The organism is Bacteroides celer, from assembly GCF_002632415.2.
Lineage (GTDB): Bacteria > Bacteroidota > Bacteroidia > Bacteroidales > Bacteroidaceae > Bacteroides.
Genome location: NZ_CP178209.1, coordinates 3,163,015 through 3,188,616 on the forward strand (window position 1 = coordinate 3,163,015; position 25,602 = coordinate 3,188,616).

A 25,602-nucleotide genomic window follows, 5' to 3' on the forward strand; every position below is an offset into this window, starting at 1 on the left:
CAATTGCGTAAATCGGTTGGTTATGAACACATTTATCGAGATAAAGCTCGAACGACCTTATAACATTTCAAAAGAACGAAAGGTTTAGTATGTAAATAAAATCTGTTTTTATCAGAGTTTGATCCATCCTGCCAAGTTATCCAACTTAATTTTATAAATTTGCACCATACTAAAACATTACTGCGTGAAAAACAAACGTTGGATTTATTTAGCAATTACTTTCGCAATTATAGTGTTAGGATTGGCTTCCCGAAAACATGGTGATATATTGCCCGAATTTATTGCAGAGTATTCAGGCGATACGCTTTGGGCAGCCATGGTATATTGTGGAATACGCTTTCTTTTCCCGTCATTATCTATACTCAAGACCATTGTTATTTCCTTATTATTTTCTTATTGTATAGAAATTAGCCAACTATATCAAGCAGACTGGGCAAATACTGTACGAAACACCACACTTGGAGCATTAATCTTTGGACATGGTTTTCTATGGTCAGATATGATCTGTTATACTGTTGGAGTATTATTATCCGCTGTTATAGATTCAGGAAGGGCCATTATCTCCCCAAAGAGACCTTCCTAGAAAAAAGCACTGCAAACCTACTCTGTTTACAGTGCTCTTTCCGATTATCATTTAAACGACCTATCACAATCTACAATGAAAGCTATCGCTCAAAGGTAACTTCTTATTAGTGGAAACAACCTTTATTTCATTTTCACCAGGTTCTAGTTCCACATTTTTCCATTCCAGAATAGCATACGAATCCGGTATTGCTTTACCATAACTCTTACCGTTTACAAACAATTCGGCTCCTGACAGATTCGTGAAAGCAGTAATTGTTTGCAAACGTTGTGTACGTACTGTGTTACGTTTGCCTGTTAAATAAAGCATTGGTTCTTCCCTATTCCAGTTGGCCTTATAGAAGTAGAAAGCATCTTTACGAACTTTCCGGTCGAAGGTAACCAAACCTTTATCATTAATTCCGGGACGGTCTCCTTCAGTGCGATGTGCAGCGCCAAAATCAAACATATTCCATACAAAGCTCCCCCATACATAAGGACGGGAAGAGATTGTTTTCCAATTTTCAATGTGATAATACGTCTGCCAGTTTTCAGGATGCCACCAGCTGGTTGGTACAGTTTTAACCAACGAATCTTGTTGATGGTAAATACTTGCACCGGCACCATATTCACTGATAGCGATACATATTTCCGGATGATCCTTATGCATTCGATCCAACCATTTCCCCAAATCAGCGGGAGTGCCACCATACCATCCATCATAACGGTTCCAAGCAATAGCATCCGTTATGAAATTCAAATCTCCCATTTGATTACTTGCGGAGGTCGTAGGCCGGGTAGGATCTTCCTGATGTGCCAGCACATTTAATTCTTTGATATACTCAACCGGATTATCTCCCAACTCTGTTAACTCATTAAACACTCCCCATACACAAATAGAAGGATGATTATAATGTTGACGAATCAGTTCTTTGAACTGTTCCTTTCCGTTGGCACGGAAAGCAGGTAAATCCACAAAACCCTTATCATTATATCCACCAGGCCCCACAAAAGGTATTTCAGCCCATACAATAATACCATTCTTATCCATCAGATCATAGAAATAAGTAGCCTGCGGATAATGTGCCAGACGAACAGCATTCACTCCCATCTCCAACATCAATGCCACATCTTCCTCATGGTGTTGCGGGCGCAGCGCATTGCCCACCTCACTCCTATCCTGATGACGGCAAACGCCTTGAAGAGGCAAATGTTTTCCATTCAGGAAAAAACCTTTATCAGGGTCGATCCGGTAAAAACGAAGTCCCAACGGTTGTGTAACACGATCTACCATCTGACCATTCCGGAAAAGAGTCACTTCCGCCTGATAAAGGAAAGGATCCTGACGACCATTCCACAAATGAGGCTGATCGATTTCAAATGTAAGTTCCTGCTGCATTACTTCGTTTCCAGAAAGATTCACATTCTTTGTTCCTTCTTTCACCACCCTTTGACCATCTAACAGGCGTACGTTAAGCTCCACTTCCTGATTACCACTACTCCCGTTTGATAAATCAACAATAGCCCGCACCTTAGCATACCGATGGCTCACACTATCCTGTATCAGACGTACTCCGGGGGAAGCATAATCCAAAGGAGAAATACACGTCTCATCAGTAATCAACAAATGTACATCACGATAAATACCTCCGTAAAAATTAAAGTCACCGACCAGAGGCATAATATCCAACTGTTCACCATTATTCACCCGTACTAATATAGAGTTTTCTTTTCCATATTCCACCTTTCCTGTGATCTCAAAGATAAAAGCTCCATATCCCCCACGATGCTCACCTATATGACGACGATTTATAAACACATCTGCAATGTTATTCACTCCTTCGAAACGAATAAAAAGACGTTTTCCTTTCCATTCGGGACGAATAAATAAATTCTTCTCATAATTACCAATTCCCCGTTTATAGTCTATCTTACCGGACAAAGCATCCTGCGCATTCCAAGTATGAGGCAAATCAACTCTTACCTCTGTTCCCTTCTGTACCTGATGCGAAAACCGGAAATTCCAATCATTATTTAGCAAGATATCCTGTCGCTGGGCAAACATCGACATTCCGTAAAGCATGAATAAAACAACCGATACCAAACGGCTGGACTGTAATAAAACTGTTTTCATATTATTTCTTTAATGATGACTTCTTTATTCTGATAAAAGAAGATAATGATTCAACCTTATTCTTATATTTTTTTTCATCGACCCGATTCTTGTTTTCCTTCCCGTCAATCCGATGGTCAAACAACATACTGGCTTTCTTCACGTCGCCTTTCATCCATTCCGCATAACTATAACGCCGGTCAACGGCATTATCTCCTCCTTCCCACTGAATATAGACTTCACCTTTCGTCTTAGCTTTCAGATTCTTGAAAACCCCGGCAAAGCTTTGCCCGCTTAGCTGTTCAGCGGGAACAGGCAGTTTACAAAGTTCACATAAAGTCGGGTACAAATCAACAAATTCCACCATCGATTTTGTTTTTCCTTTTTTCATTCCCGGCACACGGACAATCAACGGTACATGAGTAGAAGTATTCATCAGATTATGTTTACCTATAAAATCATGTTCTCCCAGATTCCAGCCATGATCTCCCAACAAAACCACAATTGTATTATCCGATAATCCCAGTTCATCCAATGCATCCAATACCTTGCCAATCTGTGCATCCACATAACTCATACAAGCATAATATCCATGTTTTACCTCCCGCTGGAAGTCAATATCACTCGTATCCGCAACCCGTGCATACGCATATATCTCGCTCGAATTACGAACCTGCTCCGGCAATCCTTCAGGTCGGAAACGATTGGTAGCCAAAGGTATTTCCTCCCGTTTATATAAATCCCAATATTTCTTTGGGGCATTGAACGGCAAATGAGGTTTCCAGAAACCACAAGCCAAGAAGAAAGGTTTGCCAGCCTCCTTCATCCTTTTCAAGTCACGAATAGCTCGGTTTGCAAGTTTCCCATCATCATAGGCAGTATCAGGAACATCAGCAGATTCACAAAAAGGTCCCCTCATCGTTTTCGGATTAATCGTTTTTCCCGATTCCGAATTCATCCAAAGTTCCCATTTATTATATTCCGCCCAATATACATCATATCCATCCGGATGATTCCGGTAAGGAGGCTCACTCCACGAATCCGCATGATCGCTGATATGATGAAACACCTTGCCGTCCGAAATAGTATGATAACCATTCCGGGTGAACCATCCCGAAATAGGTATTGCTTCGGGACAATCTTTGCTGGCATAGGCGGAAAAACTAATAAAGCGATCGGGGTAATGAGGATATACACCCGTCAATAAACTAGCCCGGGATGCCCCACTCACAGGAATATTACAATACGCATTCTGAAACAAGACGCCACTTGCCGCCAAACGGTCCATATTAGGAGTTTTCACTACATCTACCCCGTAACACCCCAGTTCGGGACGCATATCATCAGCCATTATAAAAAGCACATTCATTTGGGATGCATCCTGTTGTGCACGTAGTATAGATGAGATGCAGCAAGCTGTTCCACAAAAAAACGCATATTTTATTGATATTCTATTTTTCATTTTCTACCTTAAATTTTCAAGACCTGCAATATACTAAAATATTACAGGTCTTGTGCATCATTTCAATTTAAAATTACTTTGTCCATACCGGATTTTGTTCCAGATTCGTATTTAAAGCCAATTGCTTCAAAGGCAACGGATACAGATAATAATGTTCCTGCCATCCAAGCGGGGTATCAAAGAAATAAACATATCCTTCATCAGCACCTGCACCACCCGTTACTTTCAGATTCTTGGCCGAAGCCCCTGTCACATAAGCACCCAGCGGTTGTTTGTTAACATAGTCTCCTTTCTTCCATCTGCGCAAATCATCCAGACGGAAACCTTCACCCATCAACTCAACTCGTCTCTCCCTACGCACTTCCCACAAGAGAGCAGGAACGGAAGGATCACGCTTCGGATCAAAAGCATCATTAATATCATTCACCACCATTTTCGCCACATTAGCTCTTGCCCGAAGTTTGTTAATAGACTTATCCGCAGCAGCCTGGTCTAGCTTATTCAATTCGCACATCGCTTCGGCATAATTTACCATTACCTCACCTATACGGAACAGCGGGGCATCTGTTGTATTCACCCCATTCGCGTTGGTAGCTACAGTATGTGTATTATAATATTTCCATACCCAGAATCCCATTTGGGAAGCATTCCAGCCCTGTCCCCAGTTCATATTCTTAAAGTGAGGTTGTCCTTGCACAGTGAATCCTTTAAAGTTGGAAGACGGCAAACGATGATAAGTTTCACCGGAAATCGTAGCCATTAAATCTATAAATTCTCTGTCCTGCGCATTATCCGTATATTTCCAATCAGCCGTACTGGGTCCGTTTTCTTTCTTCACCATATATGGAGGACAGATCGTCAAATACAACCGGTAATCACGATCACGGAATTGTCCATACATATTCTTATCACCCCCATAATGACTAGTTGTCGTGCTAACCGGTCGTCCATCCGTACAAAGATAACTGTCTACCGCGTCTTTCGTTGCCTCAATATAAGATTCACCTGTACGCACCATACGGGTCAAACCATGCATTAACTGTCCGGTTTCATAAGCCTTATACAAAAGAATACCTGCCACCCCATCCAGTGTTTCCGAATTAAACAACTCATCATATTTAGGATGCACATTCGGATATTGCTTAATCACCTCTTCAGAAGCACGGGCACATTCTTCCAGATAAGTATCCGCTCCCGACAAACCATGATATTTTCTCCAAGTTCCTTCAAATAAAGCAAAACGGGAAATAAGAGCTTTCACCACATACATATTAATTGTATTTTTCCCATCCGCTTCGATATTACTGCCAATATGTGTTTCCGCATATTTCAAATTAGACAGAATATTGGAAGCCACCAAGTCACGACTATCACGTTTTCCATAAAGCTCGGGACTTTCCTCAGTCAAAGCATGCTCTACCCAAGGAATATCACCAAATTTAGAAAGCATCTGAAAGTATTTATAAGAACGGAAGAAATATCCCACACTTCTCCAATGCTCCCTCTCGGTTTCACTCATTTCCGAATGATCAATATTATCGAGCATCAGGTTAACACGACGGATATAATCATAATCCCAATCTTTAGACTCATCCGTAGCCTTTGCTTTGCGATATGCCCACTGACCTTCATATCCATCCAATCCTTTTATCATGTTATCCGATTCAAAATCACCACGGAAAATTTCATCCGTTTGCCCTGTATCATACGTATATCCGAAGAACACGTTATACAATCCCCATGTATACGTTTTAAAGTTGTCATAGGTAGTAAAGACCGATGCTTCTGTTTGCTGTCCTTTGGGATAAACCTCCAGAAATTCGTCATTTAGACAAGACGACATCAACAAACAAAGACTAACGCTTACACATAGTATATATTTATTCATAATAATTACTCTTTAAGTTGTGAAACAATCAGAATGAAAGGTTTATACCGAACGAATACTGTCTCATATACGGATAGGTAAAACCACGTTGTCCTAAATCATCCGTGACAGAACGTTCCGGATCAAGTCCCTTCGGCAAGTGGTCGAACGTATAAAGATTCTCACCACTGAAGAACACAGCCAAATTATTAACTCCAATCTTACTCATCCACTTAGACGGGAAATTATAAGAAAGCGTTATATTACGAATACTTAAATACGATCCATCCTGTAGATAACGAGTTTGTACACGTGTATTGGCATCTGTATTTCCGGCCGCTTTCTCATAAATACGGGGGAAATAACTATTCGTATTTTCCGGAGTCCAGTAATTCAACTGTGAATCATAAACGGTAGTCCAAGCATCATAATGCGGATAAAACAGATCGTTCATCACCCACAAATCTCGTTTACCAACTCCTTGCAGCAAGAATGACAGAGAAAAACCGTTCCAACTTGCACTACCATGAATACCATACTGATAACGCCGGGTATTATTACCAATGATTTTACGGTCTCCCGGATCTTTCGTTGTACTGGTACCACTGTTGATAATATCATTACCATCCAAGTCCTTATATAATATATCTCCCGGATTCGGATTATAACCTTCCACTTTAGCAATACCCGGTTTCAGTTTGCCATCTGCATCGAAATCATCCACTGTGTACAAACGATCGGTCACATACCCCCAAATTTCACCCAGTTCCATTCCTACGCGATATGTTTCATTATCGTTCTTGTCCTTGCCAAACAGTCCTGTTTCGTTGTTGTATTTAGTAATCTTTGTTTTCGCATCGTAAAGATTAAAGCCTATGCTATATTTCACTTTTCCGATCTGATCGTTCCAGTCAACCGAGATTTCCCAACCTTTAGAACGAAGGTCAGCCGTGTTCTGTAAAGGGGCACTTGCACCTAATACACCCGGAAGTTCAGAGCCCGGAGCAAGCATACCCTTAGTATCTCTACGATACCAGTCGAACACCATATTCAATCTGTTATCCAATAGCCCAAGATCGAATCCGACATCAATTGTCGTTACTTTTTCCCAAGTAAAGCTATTGCTAACCAAAGCAGCTGGTTTCAAAGTAGTAACTTTAATACCGGAAACAGTCCAATAAGCCTGTTCCGCATCCATACCGGGAATATATGCGTAAGGAGTGATGCTCTGATTTCCAATATTACCCCAAGAACCACGCAATTTCAAGTTCGAAAGAACAGAGTTCAAAGGTTTCATAAACGCTTCCTCGCTGATACGCCATCCGGCGGAAACCGAAGGGAAGAAACCGAAACGGCTATTCTTCGGGAATTTGGAAGAACCGTCATAACGTCCGTTCGTTTCAAGCAAATACTTGCCGGCAAACGAATAGTTAATGCGATAGAATAACCCTCTTACCGTATAGCGTTCAAATTTGTCTTTAGCAAAATAATCACCTGTCGACTGCGAAATAGACGGCAGATCTTCATTAATCATATTCATACGCGACATCTCAGCATAACGATAATCACTACTCTCCTGATTGAAACCTCCCATCACCGTTACATCATGTTTGCCCCATGAGTTGTTATAGTTAGCATAGAAGTTCAATGCATTATAATCCGTAATACCATTGGAATATTCATACTTGGAATTGGCAGTGGAAACCTCTTTCACAAAGTTACCTCCATGTGCATAATAGAACTTCTTCTCAAATTTCGTTTTCTCGTTACTTAGATGATTGAATGTATACTCACCAATCAACTTCACATTCTTCAAAGGACTGATCGTAACCTTTCCGAAAATACGAAGATTATTCTTTTGAATAGTTGTCGGATATGCCAGATCAATCAAGTTACGAGGAGTATTGATCGGTAATTCTTCGCCGTCAATATTCATTGTTCCAGTAGGAAAATAAGAAGGAAATGCGACTGCTGCTCCCCATATACCATATCCTCCGGAAGTTTCCGGCAGAGAGGAGTTAGAGTTCGTATATTTAATATCCAATTCCGGAGTAATCCATGAAAACACATCTGAACGGAGATAAGAAGACACATTGTAACGCTTGTACGTATCTTTATCCGAAGCCAGTACCCCATTTTCATTCACCATACCGAAGGAGAAACGATAAGAAATATCTTTCGTACCGCCACCTACCGAAATATTATGAGTTTGCTGGAAACCAGTCTCCATCATATCATCGAAAAGATCAGTTTCTGCCAAGCTATAACGCAGCCCGTCCACCATTGCATAACCATCCGGATATGCAGACGGATTAGCATTATATTCCTTCAAAAGTCCCAACCAGGTATCTACGTTCTGACCACTTTGATAATTGATTGTCCCCATGTCCTTATAAGCCTGTACCGTTTGGAGCGGAGTAGCCTTATGAGGCATATTGGCAGGTCTGCTAAAAGAAAAGTTATTTGAATAATTAATAGAGAGTTTAGTTGCATCCGAGCCTTTCTTTGTAGTAATCAAAATCACACCGAAAGCTGCCCGTGCTCCGTAAATAGCAGAAGATGCCGCATCCTTCAAAACAGTCACCGATTCAATATCGTTCGGATCGAGCATATTAATATCCATCTCCACGTTATCCACCAGCACCAGCGGTTTCCCATTCTTATCCAGACTGTTGACACCACGAATGTTGAAACTCATTTCTTCACCGGGTCTTCCTGAATTACCTGTAATCTGCAAGCCGGGCATTGCCCCTTTTAAAGCGTCACTCACAGACACCACCGGACGATCACCTAAAACATCATCCATCTTCACACTGCTCACCGCACCTGTCAGGTTCGCTTTCTTTTGTACGCCGTAACCAACAACTACTACTTCGTCTATTAACCGGGTATCTTCTTTCAAAGTTACATTGAGAGGACGTTGATCTTTCACCACCACTTCCTGTGTGGCATAGCCAATATACGATATGGATAAACGGGCATTCGGAGTAACCATCAAAGAAAAATTGCCATCCATATCCGTAATGGTACCTTCCGTAGAATCGACCACTTTCACATTTGCCCCAATCACCCCTTCACCTGTAGGATCAGTGATTCTACCTTTTAAGACAAACGCTTTTTCCTGTTCTTTCTGCGGTGTCACTGCATGGAACATAATCACCCGGGTTCCGTTCACTTCATAACTGACGTCCGTACCGGCCAGCAATTGTCCCATCACATCATTAATAGTACCGTTATTTATATTCACAGAGACTTTCCTATTCAAATCAATGTCATTATTACGAATCAGGAAAGAGTAATTGCCTTGCTTCTTTATTACTTCAATGGCTTCTTTCAAAGTAATATTATCTACTTTCACACTGAATCGCTTACTTTGTTCCTGTGCCGATAGCTGGAAACCACCAGTCAAAACGTTTCCTACAGACAAAAGTAGAAGCATTAATAATATTCTTTTTACTATTAATCTCATATTTTTCACTATTAAAGGTTAACATAATATCTTTCTATACAACGCTGAACCGCCGATATATCTATCGACTAAGTTCCCAATCATACTTTACTTTTTCTTATTTTACCTCCTTTTTCTTGTCAGTTATAAAGATAGTGTCTCCACTAACTTTCCATGTATATTGCTTCTCAACGTTGATTTCTCCCAATATATCATTGATACTTTGATTACTATTGAAACATCCGGAAAAGCGTTCCGCTTTCAGACGTTCACTCTCTAAACTGATCTTCACCTGGAATTTGCGCTCCAGACGGTGTGCGATGTCGGCAAACGGAGCATCTTCAAATGTCAGGCCACCATCCAACCAGTCACAGGCAGAACTAGCATTTGATTTCATTTTCTCCATGCGGCCCGTATTCTTATCGTAAAAAGCCTGTTCGCTAGGGAATAGTTTCATTACCGAACCGGACAAAGTGGCTAAATTGACACGACCTTCCAACAAAGATACCATTACATAATTATCGTCATCATAAGCGCGTACATTAAAAACAGTCCCTACCACCTTTACCTGTACACCATTCGTATTCACAAAGAAAGGAATCTTCTCATTTTTCGCCACCTTGAAATATCCTTCGCCATCAAGCGTAACATCACGTTCACGAATACCGAACCCACGGCAATAACGTAACACAGAACCCGCATTCAATGAAACCTCTGTTCCATCCGGAAGCACAATATTCGTCCGCGAACCGGCCGGCACTTTAATTTCATAAGGAGAATCCGCATTCGTATATACTTCCGTAAGATTTTCAGTATAAGTGTACCAGAAGTAATTACAGCCCAACAACAAAATAATTGCAGCAGCTACCTTCAGCCACACAGGAACTATCTTCCGCGAACGGACAGGTTTCATCTCAGCAGCGGCTATTTTTTCTTTTATCTGTGATAAATTAGCATCCTCTACTTTGGCAAATGCAGGCACAGAAGAAACAGCCCATACTGCGGACATCTCCCGGAAAATTTTAGCTGCATCTTCATTGGAAGCCAGATAAGCGAACAGAGCTTCTTTCTCTTCTTCGGTGCAGTTACCGGACAGATAGTTGCTTATCCGGATTTCCAATTCTTCTATATGATAAGAGTCATTCATAAACGTACTTTTTCTATGGGTGTATATAACTAGATACGCAATAAAAAAAGAAACGTTTAAAAGAAAAGCGATTTTTTTTAGAGAAACATCAAAATAGCTATCATATAAGGTGTACCCAGTGATTCGCGTAGCTTAGTCAATGCTATTTTCATCTGTACTCTTACAGTGGTCACATTAATATTCTGCTCCTTGGCAATTTCACTGTATGTCTTACCCTCATACAAACTTGCTTTAAATATGGCACGGCATTTGGCTGGCAATTCCTCCACCTTCTTCATGATGATGGTATTCATTTCGCTATGCTCCAATGCCTGCAAAGGATTATCGGAAGAAAGAATATGATTTTCGAGAAAAGCCCAGATTTCTTCCATCTGTTCCGTCATCTGTTTTTCGTTGAAGTAGGAAGAACGCAGATAACTAATACTTGCGTTTTGAATAGCACGCCGCAAGTACGGAAGAGCCGGGTGAGTGATATGGTGGCGATTCTGCCAAAAAGCGACAAAGACATCATTCACAATCTCCCCTGCCACCCTCTTGTCATGCACATAATAAACAGCTATCGCACACAAATAAAGGTAGTAGGTATGATAGATTTTATCAAATGCTTTTGTATTACCGTGATTTAACTGTTCAATTAGATTTTCAGAGATTTCTGGTAGATTCATTCGTTGTCTTTCTTTAAGGAACGGTGCAAATATAGCGATTAATTCAGAAAAACAAAATTCCAATCAGATAAACCGGAGCCCGGCAATTATTCCTTGACCCTACAATCCCATCGGTATTTTCAACAAATACCAAACGATAAACAGCAATGTCCAGACAACCAGGATGCCTAATGAATATCTCCAAGTATATTTCAGCAATGAACCATACGTAATCTGCTTATCATATTGCCGCATATAGGTAAGCACCAGAGGCATATAGAATAAGAAAGGAGTAATGGCATTCGTCGAACTATCTCCGATACGGAAAGCACATTGTGCTATATCCGGAGCAATTCCCATCTGTGCAAACATCGGGATAAAGATAAAAGACATAAAAGCCCATTTGGAGGTAGCAGATACCATAATCAGATTTATCAATGCCGTAAACAGAATAAACAGAACAAGAGCAGACAAAGGAGCCGGTTCAAACGAAGAAAGCAAGTCAGCCCCCATAATCGCCAGACATTTATCCAGATGGGAATATTCAAAACAGGCAAACATCTGCGCAGCGAAGAAAGCGATAACGAAATACACTCCAAGAAGCTTCATTGGCTGCGTAAGTCCTTCAATCACATCATTGTCAGTGCGATACCGTCCGGAACTGAATCCATAAGCCATTCCCGTAATACCTACTCCCAAAGAAAGCAAAAACAAAATACCGGCAATAAAAGGCGAATGCATCAAACCACCATTCACACCCCGCAAAATTCCATAAGAAGAAAAAGTAAGCCACAAGATAAGAGCCACATAGATAGCTGCCACAACAATGGAAATCATAATGGCACGCCGCTCTTTACGAGACAGAGGATGGTAAGCCACCACCTTCATACTGCCTTCATACTTACCTAACGTAGGAAGAAGCCATTTTTGAGTAATCCAATACACAATAGCCGTAATGACCACCGTTGAAGCACTCATAAAAAAGTAATTGCAAAGAGGTTCTGTATTCCCCTGATAACCCGTTTGTGCCAGTGCAGCCTCTTGCGTGGTATGCGCCAACAACGGGTCCATCGTACTCAATACAATATTAGCACTATACCCGCACGCAACGGAAACATAAGCCGTAACAATCCCTGCAATCGGATGAAGCCCCACCCATTGAAACAGCATAGCAGCAATAGGCAATAAAATGATATATCCACCATCACCAATGGCATTCGACAACAAGCCAAGCACAATCACCCACAAGATGATCTTCCTCTTTTCCTGCCGGTTTCCCACCCCCATGCGGATACAAGCATCAATAAAACCGGAATGTTGTGCCACTCCCAATCCGAACATAGCAATAATCACCATGCCCAATGGAGCAAAACCTGTAAAGTTCTTAATAGCATTCCGCAACCACCAGCGGATTCCTTCCGGACTCAACAGGCTTTGTACACGGATATCCTCACCTGTCTGCGGCAATGTCACTTTCAATCCATAGATATCGCATATCCATGAAAGAAAGACCACTGCCATTGTCAGCAGAAGGAACATCGTAGCGGGATGGGGCATGCGCCATTTATTCTTCATCATTTTCCGACTAAGCAAGAAGCTACCGTTAATACTTAATTTACTCTTCGTCAGGCTCCAGATTATCCAGATCAATAATACGCAATTCCAATGCACGTACTGCCAACCGGGTAGCATTCACTCCCACCCGTTCTCCATTCGGGAAAAGACGTCCAATAAGATCATTCTGCCGTTTCTCCAATGATTTCACACCAAAAGGCATTCCTTTCAGATTGGCAATCATCTCTTTCGTATAACCCAAAGCCAGATGACGGAGAAAACGTTCATCGTATTCATCAATATCATAGCTGATGACAGCCTCCTGACGCTTGGCATCGTTGGCTACAGATTTCTTGAAACGATCTACAATCTTTTCCAGAATCGGATAGTTAAATACCAATTTCTTTCCATCCATCACAGCCTGTACATCTGTTTTCGTCAGTAGCTCACCCGTTTTGAGGATGATTCCATCGGCACCGGCATTCAATACGTCCACCCACAACTTTTCGTTCAGAATCTCACCCGTGAAGATCAATACCCGAACTCCTTTGTAACGTTTGAATATATTCTTGCAAATATCAACACCAATGGTCGTAGAACCTCCTAGTCCTAAGTCCAACAATACCAGATCGGGAAGCTGGGCCTCCATCAACGGCCAAAACTCACTTTCCGTCATTGCCGTGCCGATTACTTCTGCATTCGGTATTTCATGACGGAATATTTCTTCTGTCCCTTTCAACTCCAGTTTTACATCCTCTACAATAATAACTTTAAACTTCTGTTCTTCCATGTTCCTTATCTAATAACTTTTATGTGTTTTCCTTTTATCGGCGCGGAATAGTGAAATAAACTGTAAACCCGCCGCCTTCAGCCGGCTCGGCATTGATACGGCATCCCCTACGTCCCGCAAATTCGTCGTGGTCGCGGATAATCTGCTTGCATACCAGATATTCCGTTCCCCTCAACTCCCCTTTTTCACCGGAAGTCATACGAGCCAGATTCGGATAAAATAGTTGATTCAACTCTTCCACACTCTTCTCACGTCTCGTATCCGTAAAGAGGAAACGAATATATTCATTATCCTTGCGCGCTTGCAGACGTATCACTCCATCTTCACGCACAGTCAATGCTTCATCAATCAAATTTTCCAATAGAAAACGCAACTGATTCACGTCTCCTATCACCTTTGCCTCCATCGACTCTATTTCCAATTCTATCCTCTCCGGCCGATTCTTCATCAACTTCTTGAAATATTTTCCGGCAGCATCCAAAAGTTCCTGCACCGGAATCACAGTACGTCGGAAAGTGACTTCCTCCAATTGACGAGAAGCGCACGAACTCAAAATCGTAAAAATTCCCTTATAATATTCGATCAATTCCGTCATAGTCTCCACTGCTTCACGCTCCTCCGTTTCCGAAAGCTTCTGCGTATTCAACCGCCTTACAATCTGTTTGATTTTATTCGGATAATAGATCGTCTCATGTTTAATCGTCGACAGACAGTTGTCAAGTACCATATTCTGTACATGCAACATGCTATCTTCCCAGGAAGCCCTGCGTGTTTCTTCATGCGCCGACTCAATATCCCGGTATTTAGTAGCCAGTTTTACCACTGCATTGAATACAACAATAGCCACATAGCGCGCTATCAGTTCAAAAAGCAGTCGGTCCGTTTCCTGTTCCGTTCCCTCTCTGCGTTCTAGATAAAGTACACCGACACATTGATGTTCACCTCCTGCTTCCACCATCAGCGGAATTGCCTGAAGATGCTGTTCAGAAAGATATTCTCCGGCACTAAAACACTGCTCTACCATCTTTGGCATTTCCTGTCCGGGGCGAGAAGCATATTCCAGCCGATGTGTCGTTTCATTATAAACAGCAATTCCCATCCGGTCAATCGTCAGTAATTCATTTACCGAACCGAATGCTTCATCCACAATCCGCTGCGGAATTTCTTTAAGCGTACTCTCTTCTCGTTGAAGTGCCTCTGCATTTTCCTGTTCCTGCGGTCTCACCAAAGATGCAGCAAACACCTTCTGGTTAATCTCAAGTACCTGTTCGAGATTCAAACGATTCTGCAAACGTTTTCTCATGTACAGAAAATAATATCCAACCAACGAAACAATCAATAAAACAAAGCATAAAATAATCCCTACCGTCTTATTGGTATTCGAACGCTCCAACTGCCGGCAATATGCTTCGAGAGTTTGATCCTCTCCCTGCAACTTATACAAATCCGTAAATGCCGAATTATTATAACTATAAGCATCCAACTGTTTCAAAGCCAGAAAAGCAACTGCCGCCTCATTCCTGATATCCAGAATTACATGATAATCCGAATCAAACAGTTCGTTCCACCAACTGATTTCAGCAGGCGTTCCCTCACCTACCAACTTCATATACCGATGTGGGCGATCCGGACGCGCATATTTTTCATAATGCTCATTCAGAAATAACATTGCAGAATCTATATATTGCAAAGCCAACTCATAATTTTCATCCACATTAGCAAAATAGGCAGCATTCGCATAATCCGACGCTACATCCAGCAAATCCTCATACGCAGAATCCATAACTACTACAATCGAATCGCCATCCTGCAACATGGGAGGAATCGGATCATGCAGACAAGAAACCATCCCCAACGGAAGCAACAAGCAAAGCAACAACACCCCCATCGCTTTACGCACTCCCGAAGGCAAACGAAAATAGAAACGGCTTCCCTTCCCCAGTTCACTCTCCACATCAAAGACGCATCCCCGGAATAAATCATTCGTTTTCTTATACTTCTCAATGATTCCCTTACAATTCATCAATCCGAAACCACTACCTTTGTTTTCTTTCAACACTTCCGGATCGACCGCATTCTTCATTCCGATCACACGGGAATCATACACCTTCTCACCAATGATATGCGCCACATCCTCTTCGGAAATACCTCTTCCGTTATCCTCCACAGAAATCTCGACATAGGCATCCTCCGTAGTACGAGCATACACTTTAATTGTTCCTCCTTCCGGAGTATATTTACGGGCATTTTCCGCCAGCGTATTAATCATAAACAAAGTTAGTGCCCGGTCGGCCTTCACCATAACCGTAGTCGGTTCAATTTCCAACTTCTGATTTTTCATTTCAAAAGCACGTCTTCCCTTGCCTAGCAGCTCAAACAGTTCATTGAGACTGAAAGTTTCAATATTCAGGCTAAGCGTTCCTTGCTTCATCTTAATCCAAAGAGCCAGAATATCGTTGTACTCATTAATCGTAGTTACCAGCTCATCAATGTATTGATACTTCTCTTTCTTAATCTTCGCATTATCAATATACCCCCGCTCCGTCAACTTATGCACTTCGTTCAAGATACGGTCAATATAAGGATTAATACCATTGACAATGGCCAGACAAGCCTTCTTTATAAGATTCTGACGTTTATTTCCCGCAATATGTTGTTCGTAAACATACCGTTGCTTTTCCAACTGCATCCGCTCGTCACTCAACGCTTCCACCATCTGCTCATTGTCCGCAGCCCAAACAATATACGGTTCAAGCACATGCACCAAAGCTTTTTCATCACGGTTCAACCGATGCAGAGGAACCAGTGCCGCTTTTCCTTCCTCCGGAATTTCCAGTTGAAGACGTCCTTTCCCAAATAATTGATCAATACCTTGTTGAATTAATGGAACATTCATCGGAATGGACGAAGTTATGTCCCGACAAAGAGTCAGAATCCGTTGCAGACGCTCCACGTCTACCTGATTCCTTATTTTAGACCGTTTATTGAAAAACCACCAAAGAATAACCACTAGTACAAGCCCGACAATAACCAAAGAAAGTACAAGCGTCATTTGTCGTGAATCGGCTTCCAATGAAAGATAGCGGCTCTCCAATTCCTTATCCTGACGGGTATAATTCAAAATATCCAAATATATATTCCGGTTGTAATCAGAAGCATACTTCATCCCGAGCCCCGCATACGACACACTCAATTGCTCCCGAATTCTTGAGATCCATTCAGGTACCGTTCTCACATCTTCCTGCATGATCCATGGGACCCCGGTATAAGTTGTATCTCCTTCTACAAAAACATGTAGTTTATCCAATGTATCCGCCGCATGGTGATAATAAAGCATGTGATGTTGATTCACACAATCTAACGCTTTTGCAAGCGTATCCAATGCTTCCGTATAACGTCCGTGCTCATTCATATATTTACCGATAGACACATACGCACCGGCAATCTGATACAAATCATTGTACTCACGGAACTTTTCAAGCGCACGCTGTGCCATTCGCAAAGGCAAAAGCGAATCTACGGGAAACCCAAACTGATCCAGCGCATATCCCCTTCTCGTCCGAAAAAGTTCGAAATTATTAGGTGAAACCATCAGATTAGCCAATCCTTGCAGACCATTTCCTTCGAAATAAGGATGATTAGTCTGAACAGCCGTCCGCCAGGTAATATAGAGTTGGTCGAACTCACGCATTTTCCGGTCTTCCGGCTTGGTTGCTTCCACCAACGAAGCCGAACCTTTAATATAATGATAATAAAGCAACTGATTAGTATCTGTCAAAGCTTCATCTTCCGGAATCCGGTTAAGAGATGTGATGGCCTCCTGCCGTTGCTGCAGATAGTAATAATAAATAGAAGAAACGATGAAAAATTCAGTGAATGCATAATCCAGCCGTAGCGCCTCGTGACGGTCGGCAAACAAATCACTCTCTTCACGAATACGTTTCATGCGCTTGAGCGCACTATTACGATAATCATAAAATTCTTTATTCATAGCCGTCCGTTGACAGATTTTCATCAGTCCGATGTCGGCAATCAACAGTTCGAGTTCATTTTTAGTCAGTTTATATACTTCCTTATGCAACGCTTCCGCCCGGTCAAAGTCCATAGCCATAAAAGCACAGAACCCCAGGTTGTTGGATGCTTCCGCTTTCCCCGACTTGTAGAAATTCACCTGTCTATAGGCTTCATTGGCATATTTATAAGAAGAATCCAGGCTTCGATAACGATAAGCATACGCTTTCCCGTTTAATGAATCAATCAGGCGCACCTCTTTGGTCGGCACCATATCAGTGCACGAAAAAAAAGAGGCAAACAACACTATACCTACTATATATAAAGGAAAGCGTGAACTCATTTTTGACTATTAACTGTTTTCAGAAAGCAAATCTACAAATATTTCCGATAAGTTGGAGAGAAAAATATTTTTTATACAATAAGTCCTTCTAAATAACAAGAGAAATTCCTACCTTTGCAGGCAAATTAACAAATAGGTAACATCTATTACAAAATGAGCGAAAAAGCACCCTTTATGGTATTCTCGGGAACGAACTCGAGATATCTGGCAGAAAAAATCTGCGCAAGCCTGGATTGTCCTCTGGGAAATATGAACATTACCCATTTTGCCGATGGCGAATTTGCAGTTTCATATGAGGAGTCAATTCGTGGCGCACACGTATTCCTGGTTCAATCCACTTTCCCTAACTCAGACAACTTAATGGAACTTCTCCTGATGATCGATGCTGCAAAACGCGCGTCTGCAAAGAGCGTTGTAGCTGTAGTCCCCTATTTCGGATGGGCACGTCAGGATAGAAAAGACAAACCCCGTGTATCTATCGGCGCTAAGTTGGTAGCCGACCTGCTGTCTGTTGCAGGTATCGACCGACTGATTACGATGGACTTGCATGCAGACCAGATTCAGGGATTCTTCAATATCCCGGTAGATCACCTGTACGCATCAGCTGTATTCCTCCCTTACATCCAGTCATTGCAACTGGAAAATCTGGTTATTGCTACACCGGACGTAGGAGGTTCAAAACGTGCCAGCACTTTCTCCAAATACCTCGGTGTACCATTGGTACTCTGTAACAAATCACGTGAAAAAGCCAATGAAGTAGCATCTATGCAAATCATCGGTGACGTAGAAGGTAAAAACGTCGTATTGATTGACGATATCGTTGACACAGCAGGAACAATCACCAAAGCAGCTAACATCATGCTGGATGCCGGTGCCAAATCTGTACGCGCCATCGCCAGCCACTGCGTAATGTCTGATCCGGCTTCTTTCCGTGTACAAGAGTCTGCCCTAACCGAAATGGTATTTACCGACAGCATCCCTTACGCAAAGAAATGCCCGAAAGTAAAACAGTTAAGCATCGCTGATATGTTTGCAGAAACAATCAAACGAGTGATGAATAACGAATCTATCAGTTCACAATACATCATTTAATAGATGATAGGTGACAAATGATAGTTGATAGTTGAAGTTACTTTCAACAGGAAATTATAAAATGGATAATGACCGCTTTTGGTTATTATCCATTTTTCTTTGTACCATAAAAAAGAGGCCACGCAATGCGCAGCCCACTATCATTTATCATCTATCACCTATCATCTATTGAAGTCTTCCGAATTTATAGGTTCCTTTTTTGATTACTTTTCCATCTTTATCTGTTTCTACAAAAGGACCATTCTTCTTTCCTTGTTTGAAAAATCCGTCAAAGCGATTACCATCTTTATCGATTTGTACGCCCTGTCCGTCTTCCAATCCGTCAACAAAGCCACCTTTATATTGCATCCCAGCAACGGTTTTCAGAGTACCCTGTCCATTGGGACGGTTGTCTTTCCAGTCACCGTCATAAACATCGCCATTGCTCCATTTATAAACTCCTCTGCCATCACGTTTATTGTTTTTCCAGCTTCCTTCGTACACAGCACCATTCGCCCAGGTAAAAGTACCTTTTCCGTCTTGCATGCCATTTTTGAAATTACCTACATATTTGTCACCGTTAGCATGATAATAAACCCCTTCACCGGTGCGTTCACCTAAGAGATAAGAACCTTCATAACGATCGCCCGTGTGGAAGTAGTATGTACCTCTTCCGTGTTGAATATCATCCGCCCAATCACCGTCGTATTTATCTCCATTGGTATATTCAAATACCCCTTTTCCGTGACGGACATCATCTTTCCAGTCTCCTTCATACTTACAGCCGTCGTCCCAGTTCATGATGCCTTTGCCGTTCTTCTTATCATTTTTCCAGTGACCAGTATATTTGGCACCATTCGCCCAAGTGTATGTACCTTCGCCTTCACGCTTATCATTCACCCATTTACCTACATACAAATCACCGTTATGATAATACATTGTTCCTTCACCATACTGATAATCCTGATACCACATACCGTCGTAACGGTTATTATTCATAAAATAATAGATACCTTTTCCGTGCTGCTGATCCTGGAACCACTGTCCTTCGTACTTTTCTCCGTCAGGAAACATATAAATACCATATCCTTCACGTTTCCCCTTCACATATTCACCTTCAAAGACATCGCCGTTTTTGAAAACCGTTTTTCCTTTTCCGTTCGGTTTTCGCCCTTTCATTTCTCCCGTATAGACACTGCCATCCTTAAAAGTATAGTTGCCAATCTTTATTTCAGTGGAGAATGTATCTTTAATTTTTCCGAAAAATCCGCCTTTTTTTCCTTCATTTTCTTGTGCCATCACTCCCTCTTGTGCAAGAAGAGCCAGCAAAAGTGTAGTATATAGATATTTCCTCATTGGTTTTAGTCGTTACTCATTTTAGAATTACAATTTGGACAAAGATACAATTTCTATCCCAAACAGCCCACTTTCGGAAAGCAATTTATGACAACTTTTTACCTGCAATGACCTCTTTTAATGTCTCTTTGCACAAATAGCGCTGTGCCAAATCTTGTATTTCCATCGGAGTAACCTCATTCACAGCCAGCAGAGAACGTGAAAAGTAGTCATCATCCAGACCGGAAGTAGCAATGAAGATCCACGCATCCGAAAGTGAGAAAGGCGACTCATAACTACGGCACATTTCTCCCAACATATAGTTGCGTACAATAGTCAATTCTTCGGCTGACACAGGTTCCTGATGCAGGCGGTCTATTTCATGATACACTTCCTGTATCAACGGTTCCACATATTCATTATCCGTTTCTGTCGAGATAGCCAATAGTCCGCTATCCGGATAAAACATGATTCCTGCCGAAATACCATAAGTATATCCCTTCTCTTCACGAATATTAGACATCAGCCGACTGCCGAAATAACCTCCGAATAAAGTCATCAATACCCGAAGTTTCAAATAATCAGGATGATTACGAGTAATGGTCGTATATCCCATCTTCACAGCACTCTGCATGGCGTCTTCACGCTCTGTAAAAATTCTCTTTCCGGGAACAGCAGTAAAAGGAAAACTTAATCTCGACACCTGCTGCTGATGCTGACCGAAAGAAGTGCCGAATGTATCTGTCACCCGGCTGATAATATCCTCCGTCACCTTACCGGACAAAAAGATAGAGCAATTACCCGAATGATAATACCGTTCATAAAATTCACGGAGCACTTCCGGAGTGATGGCATGATAATCTTCCTCCACCACTATTTTACCACATGGATGCTGTTCACCGTAAAGCGACTGCAACAGACTGCGGTGTGCCAGAAAATCAACTTTGGAAATATTGACCTGGTATTGTTGGATATTGGTATCGAGAATGGTATGCAATTCCTTTTCCGGAAAAAGCGGTTCTCTAATCATGGATTCCACCACCTCCAATGTTTTCGCCAAATACTTATTCAACGAATAAACAGTGATATATGCATATTCCGACGAACTGGACAATTCGAGCCATGAGCCGTAGTAATCCAGTTTTTCGGCAATGGTGGCAGCCGTATATTTTTTCGTACCTTCGCGCAACATCCGGTTCGTAAACAGAGCTTGCAGTTTCTGCGACTGTTGCCAGCGCCCCCCGGCAAAAAGCACATCTATGCGTACTACTTCCTGTTCACCCGCATTAATAACAGTCAACGGAATGCCGTTTGGCAACGTCATTCGAACGGGAGGAAGTATACGAAAATTTTTCAGGGTTTGTATTTCAGGTTGTATCGTACGATCCATAAGATTAGATTCTATTCTTCAAAAAATCTTCTGCCCGTTCCAAGTCTTGTGGAGTATCGATTCCAATAGTTTCCACCTCACTGATACCGACCTTTATTTTGTATCCGTTCTCCAGCCAGCGAAGCTGCTCCAAAGATTCGGCCAACTCCAAAGAAGACTGTGGAAGCATGGTAATCTCTTTCAGCACCTCTGTACGATAAGCATACAATCCGATGTGCTTGTAGTAGGTATGTCCCTTCAACCAGTCCTGTTTCTCGGCATTACGCTGATAAGGAATGATAGAACGACTGAAATAAAGTGCGTTCCAGTTCTTGTTGACTACTACTTTCGGTGAATTCACGTTTTCCAGTACGGCAAACGGTTCATCGGCAGTAAAAGGCTTCACCAACGTAGCAATCTGCGTGGTTACATCTTCAAAACAAGCCTTTACCGCATCCAGTTGTGAAGGCTGAATAAAAGGCTCATCTCCTTGTATATTCACTACGACGTCAAAATCACCTCCAATCTTGGTACAGGCTTCATAACAACGATCCGTACCACTTTTGTGGTGAACGGAAGTCATCACAACCTTTCCCCCGAACGCCTTAACAGCAGCTTCAATGCGTTCATCATCCGTAGCTACATAAGCGTCATCCAAAACGCCTGCCACTTGTTCGTATACGCGTTGTATGACTGTTTTTCCGCCCAACATAGCCAACGGTTTCGCAGGAAAACGAGTGGATGCATAACGGGCAGGTATAATTCCAAGAAATTTCATCTACTTAATAAATAATGAAGAATGGAAAGCAGATAATGACTGTTGTATATATCCCCTTTGCCAATCCTCCGGTTTTAATATTTTGTTATCATATAAAAGCATGTCAATATCCAGACAAACCTTTTCCTCTTTCTTATCCTCCGAACGACGTCCGGACCTCTGTTCTATATCTTTCAGCATTTTCCTCACCGTCTCTTCATCCTTATCGGAATAGAACAGAACCACTTGGTTGGAAAACAGAGCCGGATTCTTAAAAAACAAAGGTTTAGTTTCCAGTTCGGGAGCAAAACATATAGAAGAGAACGATTCAGTCAGCTTCTGCCTGGCAAAAGTCAAGTTCTCTTTCCTGTTGTAATTACTCCCTATGCAAACAATATACTTGTGCACTTCTTTAATTGAAAAGATCGTCCAGTCCCCCTTCTTCTATCACTTCGCCATCAGGAGTTTCCGAACCGGCACACGGGTCAAACCCTTCAGGGAGTTTGAATCTCTCCTGCTGGTCATATCCCAAGGTCGGATCGTCATACACTTTCTTCATATACATTGCCCAGATAGGCAAAGCTGCAGCAGCACCCTGTCCATAGGTCATTCTACCGAAGTGAATATCACGTTCGTCCCCTCCTACCCAACAACCGGATACCAGTGAAGGAGTGAATCCCATAAACCAGGCATCGGAGTTATCATTGGTCGTTCCTGTTTTTCCACCCATATCGGCGGTAATTCCATATCGACGAACACGTCCACCCGTTCCTTCATTAATAACGGCACGCAGCATAACCAGCATTTTGTAAGTGCTCGACGCGCTTATCACTTCTTCCATTTGCGGTGCAAAAGTAGAAATGACATTGCCATCACTATCCTCAATACGGGTAACGAACAATGGAGCCACCCGGATTCCTTTATTGGCAAAAGCTGTGTATGCGCTGACCATTTCACCGACAGAAATTTCACAAGGTCCCAGACAAAGTGAAACCACCGGATCAATTGCTTTATTACGTACACCGAAACTATGAATCAGGCGTACCAAATCATACGGATTCAGCTTACCCATCAGATATGCAGAAATCCAGTTATCGGAGTTTGCCAATCCCCATTTCAGAGTTACCATTTCTCCATAACGCTTATCATTTGCATTACGTGGTGTCCAGGGAGTCCCATTCTCATCAATCAAAGTCTGCTCTACGTGGCGTGCCTGATCGCAAGGAGAAAATCCGTTCTCCATTGCCAATGTATATAAATACGGCTTAATAGTAGAACCTACCTGACGACGTCCTACCATCGCCATATCATACTGGAAATATACATAATTCGGTCCGCCCACATAAGCCTTCACGTGTCCGTTTGCCGGATCCATTGACATAAATCCCGTCCGCAAGAAAGATTTGTAGTAGCGGATGGAATCCATCGGTGTCATAATCGTATCTTTATCACCCTTCCAGGAAAAGACAGTCATTTCTTCCGGTGTATCGAACGCCTTACGAATCTGTTGTTCCGAAGCTCCCGCCTCTTTCATGAGGCGATAACGTTCCGTTTGTTTCATTGCTTTCGTCAACAACTCTTCCACTCGTTTTTCCGGTAGTGATCGTGCATACGGAGCATTCTTACTTCCCTCTTTTTCTTTGAAGAATATAGGTTGCAGATAATCACCCAAATGCTCTTTTACAGCATCTTCGGCATACTGCTGCATACGTGAATTGATAGTTGTATAAATCTTCAATCCATCTGTATAGATATTATAATTTGTACCGTCTTTCTTCTTGTTTTTCGCACACCAGCCATATAACGGGTTAGTTTCCCAAGCGATAGAATCTTCGTAGAATTTCTGCATTTGCCAACCACGATAATCACTTCTTACCGGTTTCGGTGCTGTCATGACGCCACGGAGATATTCACGGAAATAAGTAGCCAGCCCCTCTTTATGGTCAACACGATTGTAAGTCAGTTTCAACGGAAGAGCCTGCAAAGAATCACATTCTGCATCTGTGATATATCCGGCTTTACGCATCTGCTCGAGCACTACATTACGACGGCCACGGGAACGTTCGTTGAAACGAACCGGATTGTAAAGTGACGGATTCTTACACATACCCACCAATGTAGCTGCTTCTTCAATCTTCAAGTCCTTCGGTTCACAGCCAAAATAGGTATATGCAGCAGTTTTGATGCCAACAGCATTATTCAGAAAATCAAATTTATTGAGATACATACTCAATATTTCCTCTTTGGTGTAGTAACGTTCAAGTTTCACCGCAATCACCCATTCAATCGGTTTTTGGAAAAGACGTTGAAGTGTATTTCTAGCCACATTTTCCGTAAACAACTGTTTAGCTAGCTGTTGTGACAAGGTACTACCCCCACCTGCATTTTTCTGAAACATCAAACCACGTTTCACAAACGCACGGAACAACGCTTTGGCATCAATACCCGAATGCTCGACAAAACGAACATCTTCCGTTGCAATAAGAGCATTGATAATACAGGGTGACAAATCCTTGTAAGCCGTGTACACCCGGTTTTCCTTGCTGTAAGACCATGTACCAAGCACTTTCTCATCTTCAGAAAAAATCTCTGTTGCAAATTTATAGCTCGGGTTCTCGAGTTCCTCTACAGGAGGCATATAGCCAATCCAACCCTTTGAAATGGAGACAAAGACTATAACAATAGCCAATACTATGACTGCCAAGAATATCCAAAGAGCTTTTATTATTTTTCGAATCATGTTTTTTCTCGCTTAAAATGACGCATTTAATTAAGATGCAAAGGTAGATAAAATCCGCTATTCAGCCAACGAGTTTGATTATAATTTCTATTTTGTTAAAATATAGAGCGATACTCCTAACAAATAGCATGAAACAAAACAAAAAAGAGCATTTTTCAAGAAAGCAACCCTCTTATTATATCTAAACACAAACAGGCAGGAAAAATCCCGCCTGTTATTCATTCATAAATATACCTATTTATAAGATAATCAATTACAAGGTTGCTGCCTGCACACCTACCACTCCGGCAATCGCACCGGCAACAGCAATAATCACTTTCAAAATAATACTCCACGTTTTTTTCATAGACATTTCTCTTTTTAAATTAAACACTAAATGAACACTCTAAC

At 41.9% G+C, this 25,602-nt stretch carries 17 protein-coding genes; 2 read left to right on the plus strand and 15 right to left on the minus strand.

Features of this window, described 5'->3' with window-relative positions; genetic code table 11:
• Window positions 1-184: 184 nt before the first annotated feature.
• A complete protein-coding gene (locus CJF29_RS12835; protein ID WP_099146673.1) occupies window positions 185-583 on the plus strand; it encodes a DUF2809 domain-containing protein in 399 nt (132 codons plus the stop codon).
• Window positions 584-646: 63 nt separating this feature from the next.
• Here CJF29_RS12835 and CJF29_RS12840 read toward each other — a convergent pair whose 3' ends face one another.
• From CJF29_RS12840 to CJF29_RS12880, 9 genes are all read right to left on the minus strand, one after another.
• Entirely contained in the window at window positions 647-2,644 is a 1,998-nt protein-coding gene (locus tag CJF29_RS12840) for a glycoside hydrolase family 2 TIM barrel-domain containing protein (RefSeq protein WP_413544545.1), read from the minus strand.
• Between the two features lie 52 nt (window positions 2,645-2,696).
• Window positions 2,697-4,136: a sulfatase gene (locus CJF29_RS12845; RefSeq protein WP_165863206.1), complete on the minus strand. Its 1,440-nt coding sequence runs from the start codon at window positions 4,134-4,136 to the stop codon at window positions 2,697-2,699.
• 73 nt (window positions 4,137-4,209) lie between these two features.
• Complete coding sequence (locus CJF29_RS12850) at window positions 4,210-6,024, minus strand: RagB/SusD family nutrient uptake outer membrane protein (RefSeq protein WP_099146671.1); 1,815 nt, start codon at window positions 6,022-6,024, stop codon at window positions 4,210-4,212.
• 28 nt (window positions 6,025-6,052) lie between these two features.
• On the minus strand, window positions 6,053-9,442 hold the full coding sequence (locus CJF29_RS12855; RefSeq protein ID WP_032852499.1) for a TonB-dependent receptor: 3,390 nt from the start codon (window positions 9,440-9,442) through the stop codon (window positions 6,053-6,055).
• A gap of 127 nt (window positions 9,443-9,569) precedes the next feature.
• Window positions 9,570-10,598 (minus strand): FecR domain-containing protein, encoded by a 1,029-nt coding sequence (locus tag CJF29_RS12860; protein ID WP_004295831.1) that lies wholly within the window; start codon window positions 10,596-10,598, stop codon window positions 9,570-9,572.
• Window positions 10,599-10,675: 77 nt separating this feature from the next.
• Entirely contained in the window at window positions 10,676-11,263 is a 588-nt protein-coding gene (locus tag CJF29_RS12865; RefSeq protein ID WP_059365507.1) for an RNA polymerase sigma-70 factor, read from the minus strand.
• A 99-nt stretch (window positions 11,264-11,362) separates the two neighbouring features.
• Window positions 11,363-12,817, minus strand: a complete 1,455-nt coding sequence (locus tag CJF29_RS12870) for an AbgT family transporter (RefSeq protein ID WP_099146670.1) — start codon at window positions 12,815-12,817, stop codon at window positions 11,363-11,365.
• A 40-nt stretch (window positions 12,818-12,857) separates the two neighbouring features.
• Window positions 12,858-13,586 (minus strand): DUF5932 domain-containing protein, encoded by a 729-nt coding sequence (locus tag CJF29_RS12875; protein ID WP_004295828.1) that lies wholly within the window; start codon window positions 13,584-13,586, stop codon window positions 12,858-12,860.
• A gap of 34 nt (window positions 13,587-13,620) precedes the next feature.
• A complete protein-coding gene (locus CJF29_RS12880; protein ID WP_176553137.1) occupies window positions 13,621-17,940 on the minus strand; it encodes a DUF5113 domain-containing protein in 4,320 nt (1,439 codons plus the stop codon).
• Between the two features lie 153 nt (window positions 17,941-18,093).
• Between CJF29_RS12880 and CJF29_RS12885 the strand changes: the two genes are divergently transcribed.
• Window positions 18,094-19,032, plus strand: a complete 939-nt coding sequence (locus CJF29_RS12885) for a ribose-phosphate pyrophosphokinase (RefSeq protein ID WP_004295826.1) — start codon at window positions 18,094-18,096, stop codon at window positions 19,030-19,032.
• 165 nt (window positions 19,033-19,197) lie between these two features.
• On the opposite strand, the gene CJF29_RS12890 is transcribed toward CJF29_RS12885, so the two are convergent.
• The 6 genes from CJF29_RS12890 to CJF29_RS12915 form a co-directional block, all read right to left on the minus strand.
• Window positions 19,198-20,367, minus strand: coding sequence for a phosphatidylinositol-4-phosphate 5-kinase (locus tag CJF29_RS12890; protein ID WP_074556970.1), 1,170 nt, complete (start codon window positions 20,365-20,367; stop codon window positions 19,198-19,200).
• A gap of 85 nt (window positions 20,368-20,452) precedes the next feature.
• Window positions 20,453-21,736, minus strand: a complete 1,284-nt coding sequence (locus CJF29_RS12895) for a M16 family metallopeptidase (protein WP_099146669.1) — start codon at window positions 21,734-21,736, stop codon at window positions 20,453-20,455.
• Window positions 21,737-21,740: 4 nt separating this feature from the next.
• Window positions 21,741-22,493, minus strand: a complete 753-nt coding sequence (gene kdsB, locus CJF29_RS12900) for a 3-deoxy-manno-octulosonate cytidylyltransferase (protein ID WP_008777025.1) — start codon at window positions 22,491-22,493, stop codon at window positions 21,741-21,743.
• Window positions 22,494-22,880 carry a 2-amino-4-hydroxy-6-hydroxymethyldihydropteridine diphosphokinase gene (locus CJF29_RS12905; RefSeq protein WP_004318143.1) on the minus strand — a complete coding sequence of 129 codons (387 nt, stop codon included), beginning with the start codon at window positions 22,878-22,880 and terminating at the stop codon, window positions 22,494-22,496. It abuts the gene before it with no gap.
• A 4-nt stretch (window positions 22,881-22,884) separates the two neighbouring features.
• Window positions 22,885-25,212, minus strand: a complete 2,328-nt coding sequence (locus CJF29_RS12910; RefSeq protein WP_099146668.1) for a transglycosylase domain-containing protein — start codon at window positions 25,210-25,212, stop codon at window positions 22,885-22,887.
• A gap of 253 nt (window positions 25,213-25,465) precedes the next feature.
• Window positions 25,466-25,558 carry a smalltalk protein gene (locus tag CJF29_RS12915; RefSeq protein WP_004295819.1) on the minus strand — a complete coding sequence of 31 codons (93 nt, stop codon included), beginning with the start codon at window positions 25,556-25,558 and terminating at the stop codon, window positions 25,466-25,468.
• Window positions 25,559-25,602: the final 44 nt, after the last annotated feature.

Excerpts from the sequence above, each read along its gene's own strand:
- CJF29_RS12840 (WP_413544545.1), bottom strand. The coding sequence starts at position 2,644 with ATGCTTTACGGAATGTCGATGTTTGCCCAGCGACAGGATATCTTGCTA.
- CJF29_RS12845 (WP_165863206.1), bottom strand. The coding sequence starts at position 4,136 with ATGAAAAATAGAATATCAATAAAATATGCGTTTTTTTGTGGAACAGCT.
- CJF29_RS12850 (WP_099146671.1), bottom strand. The coding sequence starts at position 6,024 with ATGAATAAATATATACTATGTGTAAGCGTTAGTCTTTGTTTGTTGATG.
- CJF29_RS12855 (WP_032852499.1), bottom strand. The coding sequence starts at position 9,442 with ATGCTTCTACTTTTGTCTGTAGGAAACGTTTTGACTGGTGGTTTCCAG.
- CJF29_RS12860 (WP_004295831.1), bottom strand. The coding sequence starts at position 10,598 with ATGAATGACTCTTATCATATAGAAGAATTGGAAATCCGGATAAGCAAC.
- CJF29_RS12865 (WP_059365507.1), bottom strand. The coding sequence starts at position 11,263 with ATGAATCTACCAGAAATCTCTGAAAATCTAATTGAACAGTTAAATCAC.
- CJF29_RS12870 (WP_099146670.1), bottom strand. The coding sequence starts at position 12,817 with ATGAAGAATAAATGGCGCATGCCCCATCCCGCTACGATGTTCCTTCTG.
- CJF29_RS12875 (WP_004295828.1), bottom strand. The coding sequence starts at position 13,586 with ATGGAAGAACAGAAGTTTAAAGTTATTATTGTAGAGGATGTAAAACTG.
- CJF29_RS12880 (WP_176553137.1), bottom strand. The coding sequence starts at position 17,940 with ATGAGTTCACGCTTTCCTTTATATATAGTAGGTATAGTGTTGTTTGCC.
- CJF29_RS12885 (WP_004295826.1), top strand. The coding sequence starts at position 18,094 with ATGAGCGAAAAAGCACCCTTTATGGTATTCTCGGGAACGAACTCGAGA.
- CJF29_RS12890 (WP_074556970.1), bottom strand. The coding sequence starts at position 20,367 with ATGAGGAAATATCTATATACTACACTTTTGCTGGCTCTTCTTGCACAA.
- CJF29_RS12895 (WP_099146669.1), bottom strand. The coding sequence starts at position 21,736 with ATGGATCGTACGATACAACCTGAAATACAAACCCTGAAAAATTTTCGT.
- kdsB (WP_008777025.1), bottom strand. The coding sequence starts at position 22,493 with ATGAAATTTCTTGGAATTATACCTGCCCGTTATGCATCCACTCGTTTT.
- CJF29_RS12910 (WP_099146668.1), bottom strand. The coding sequence starts at position 25,212 with ATGATTCGAAAAATAATAAAAGCTCTTTGGATATTCTTGGCAGTCATA.
- CJF29_RS12915 (WP_004295819.1), bottom strand. The coding sequence starts at position 25,558 with ATGAAAAAAACGTGGAGTATTATTTTGAAAGTGATTATTGCTGTTGCC.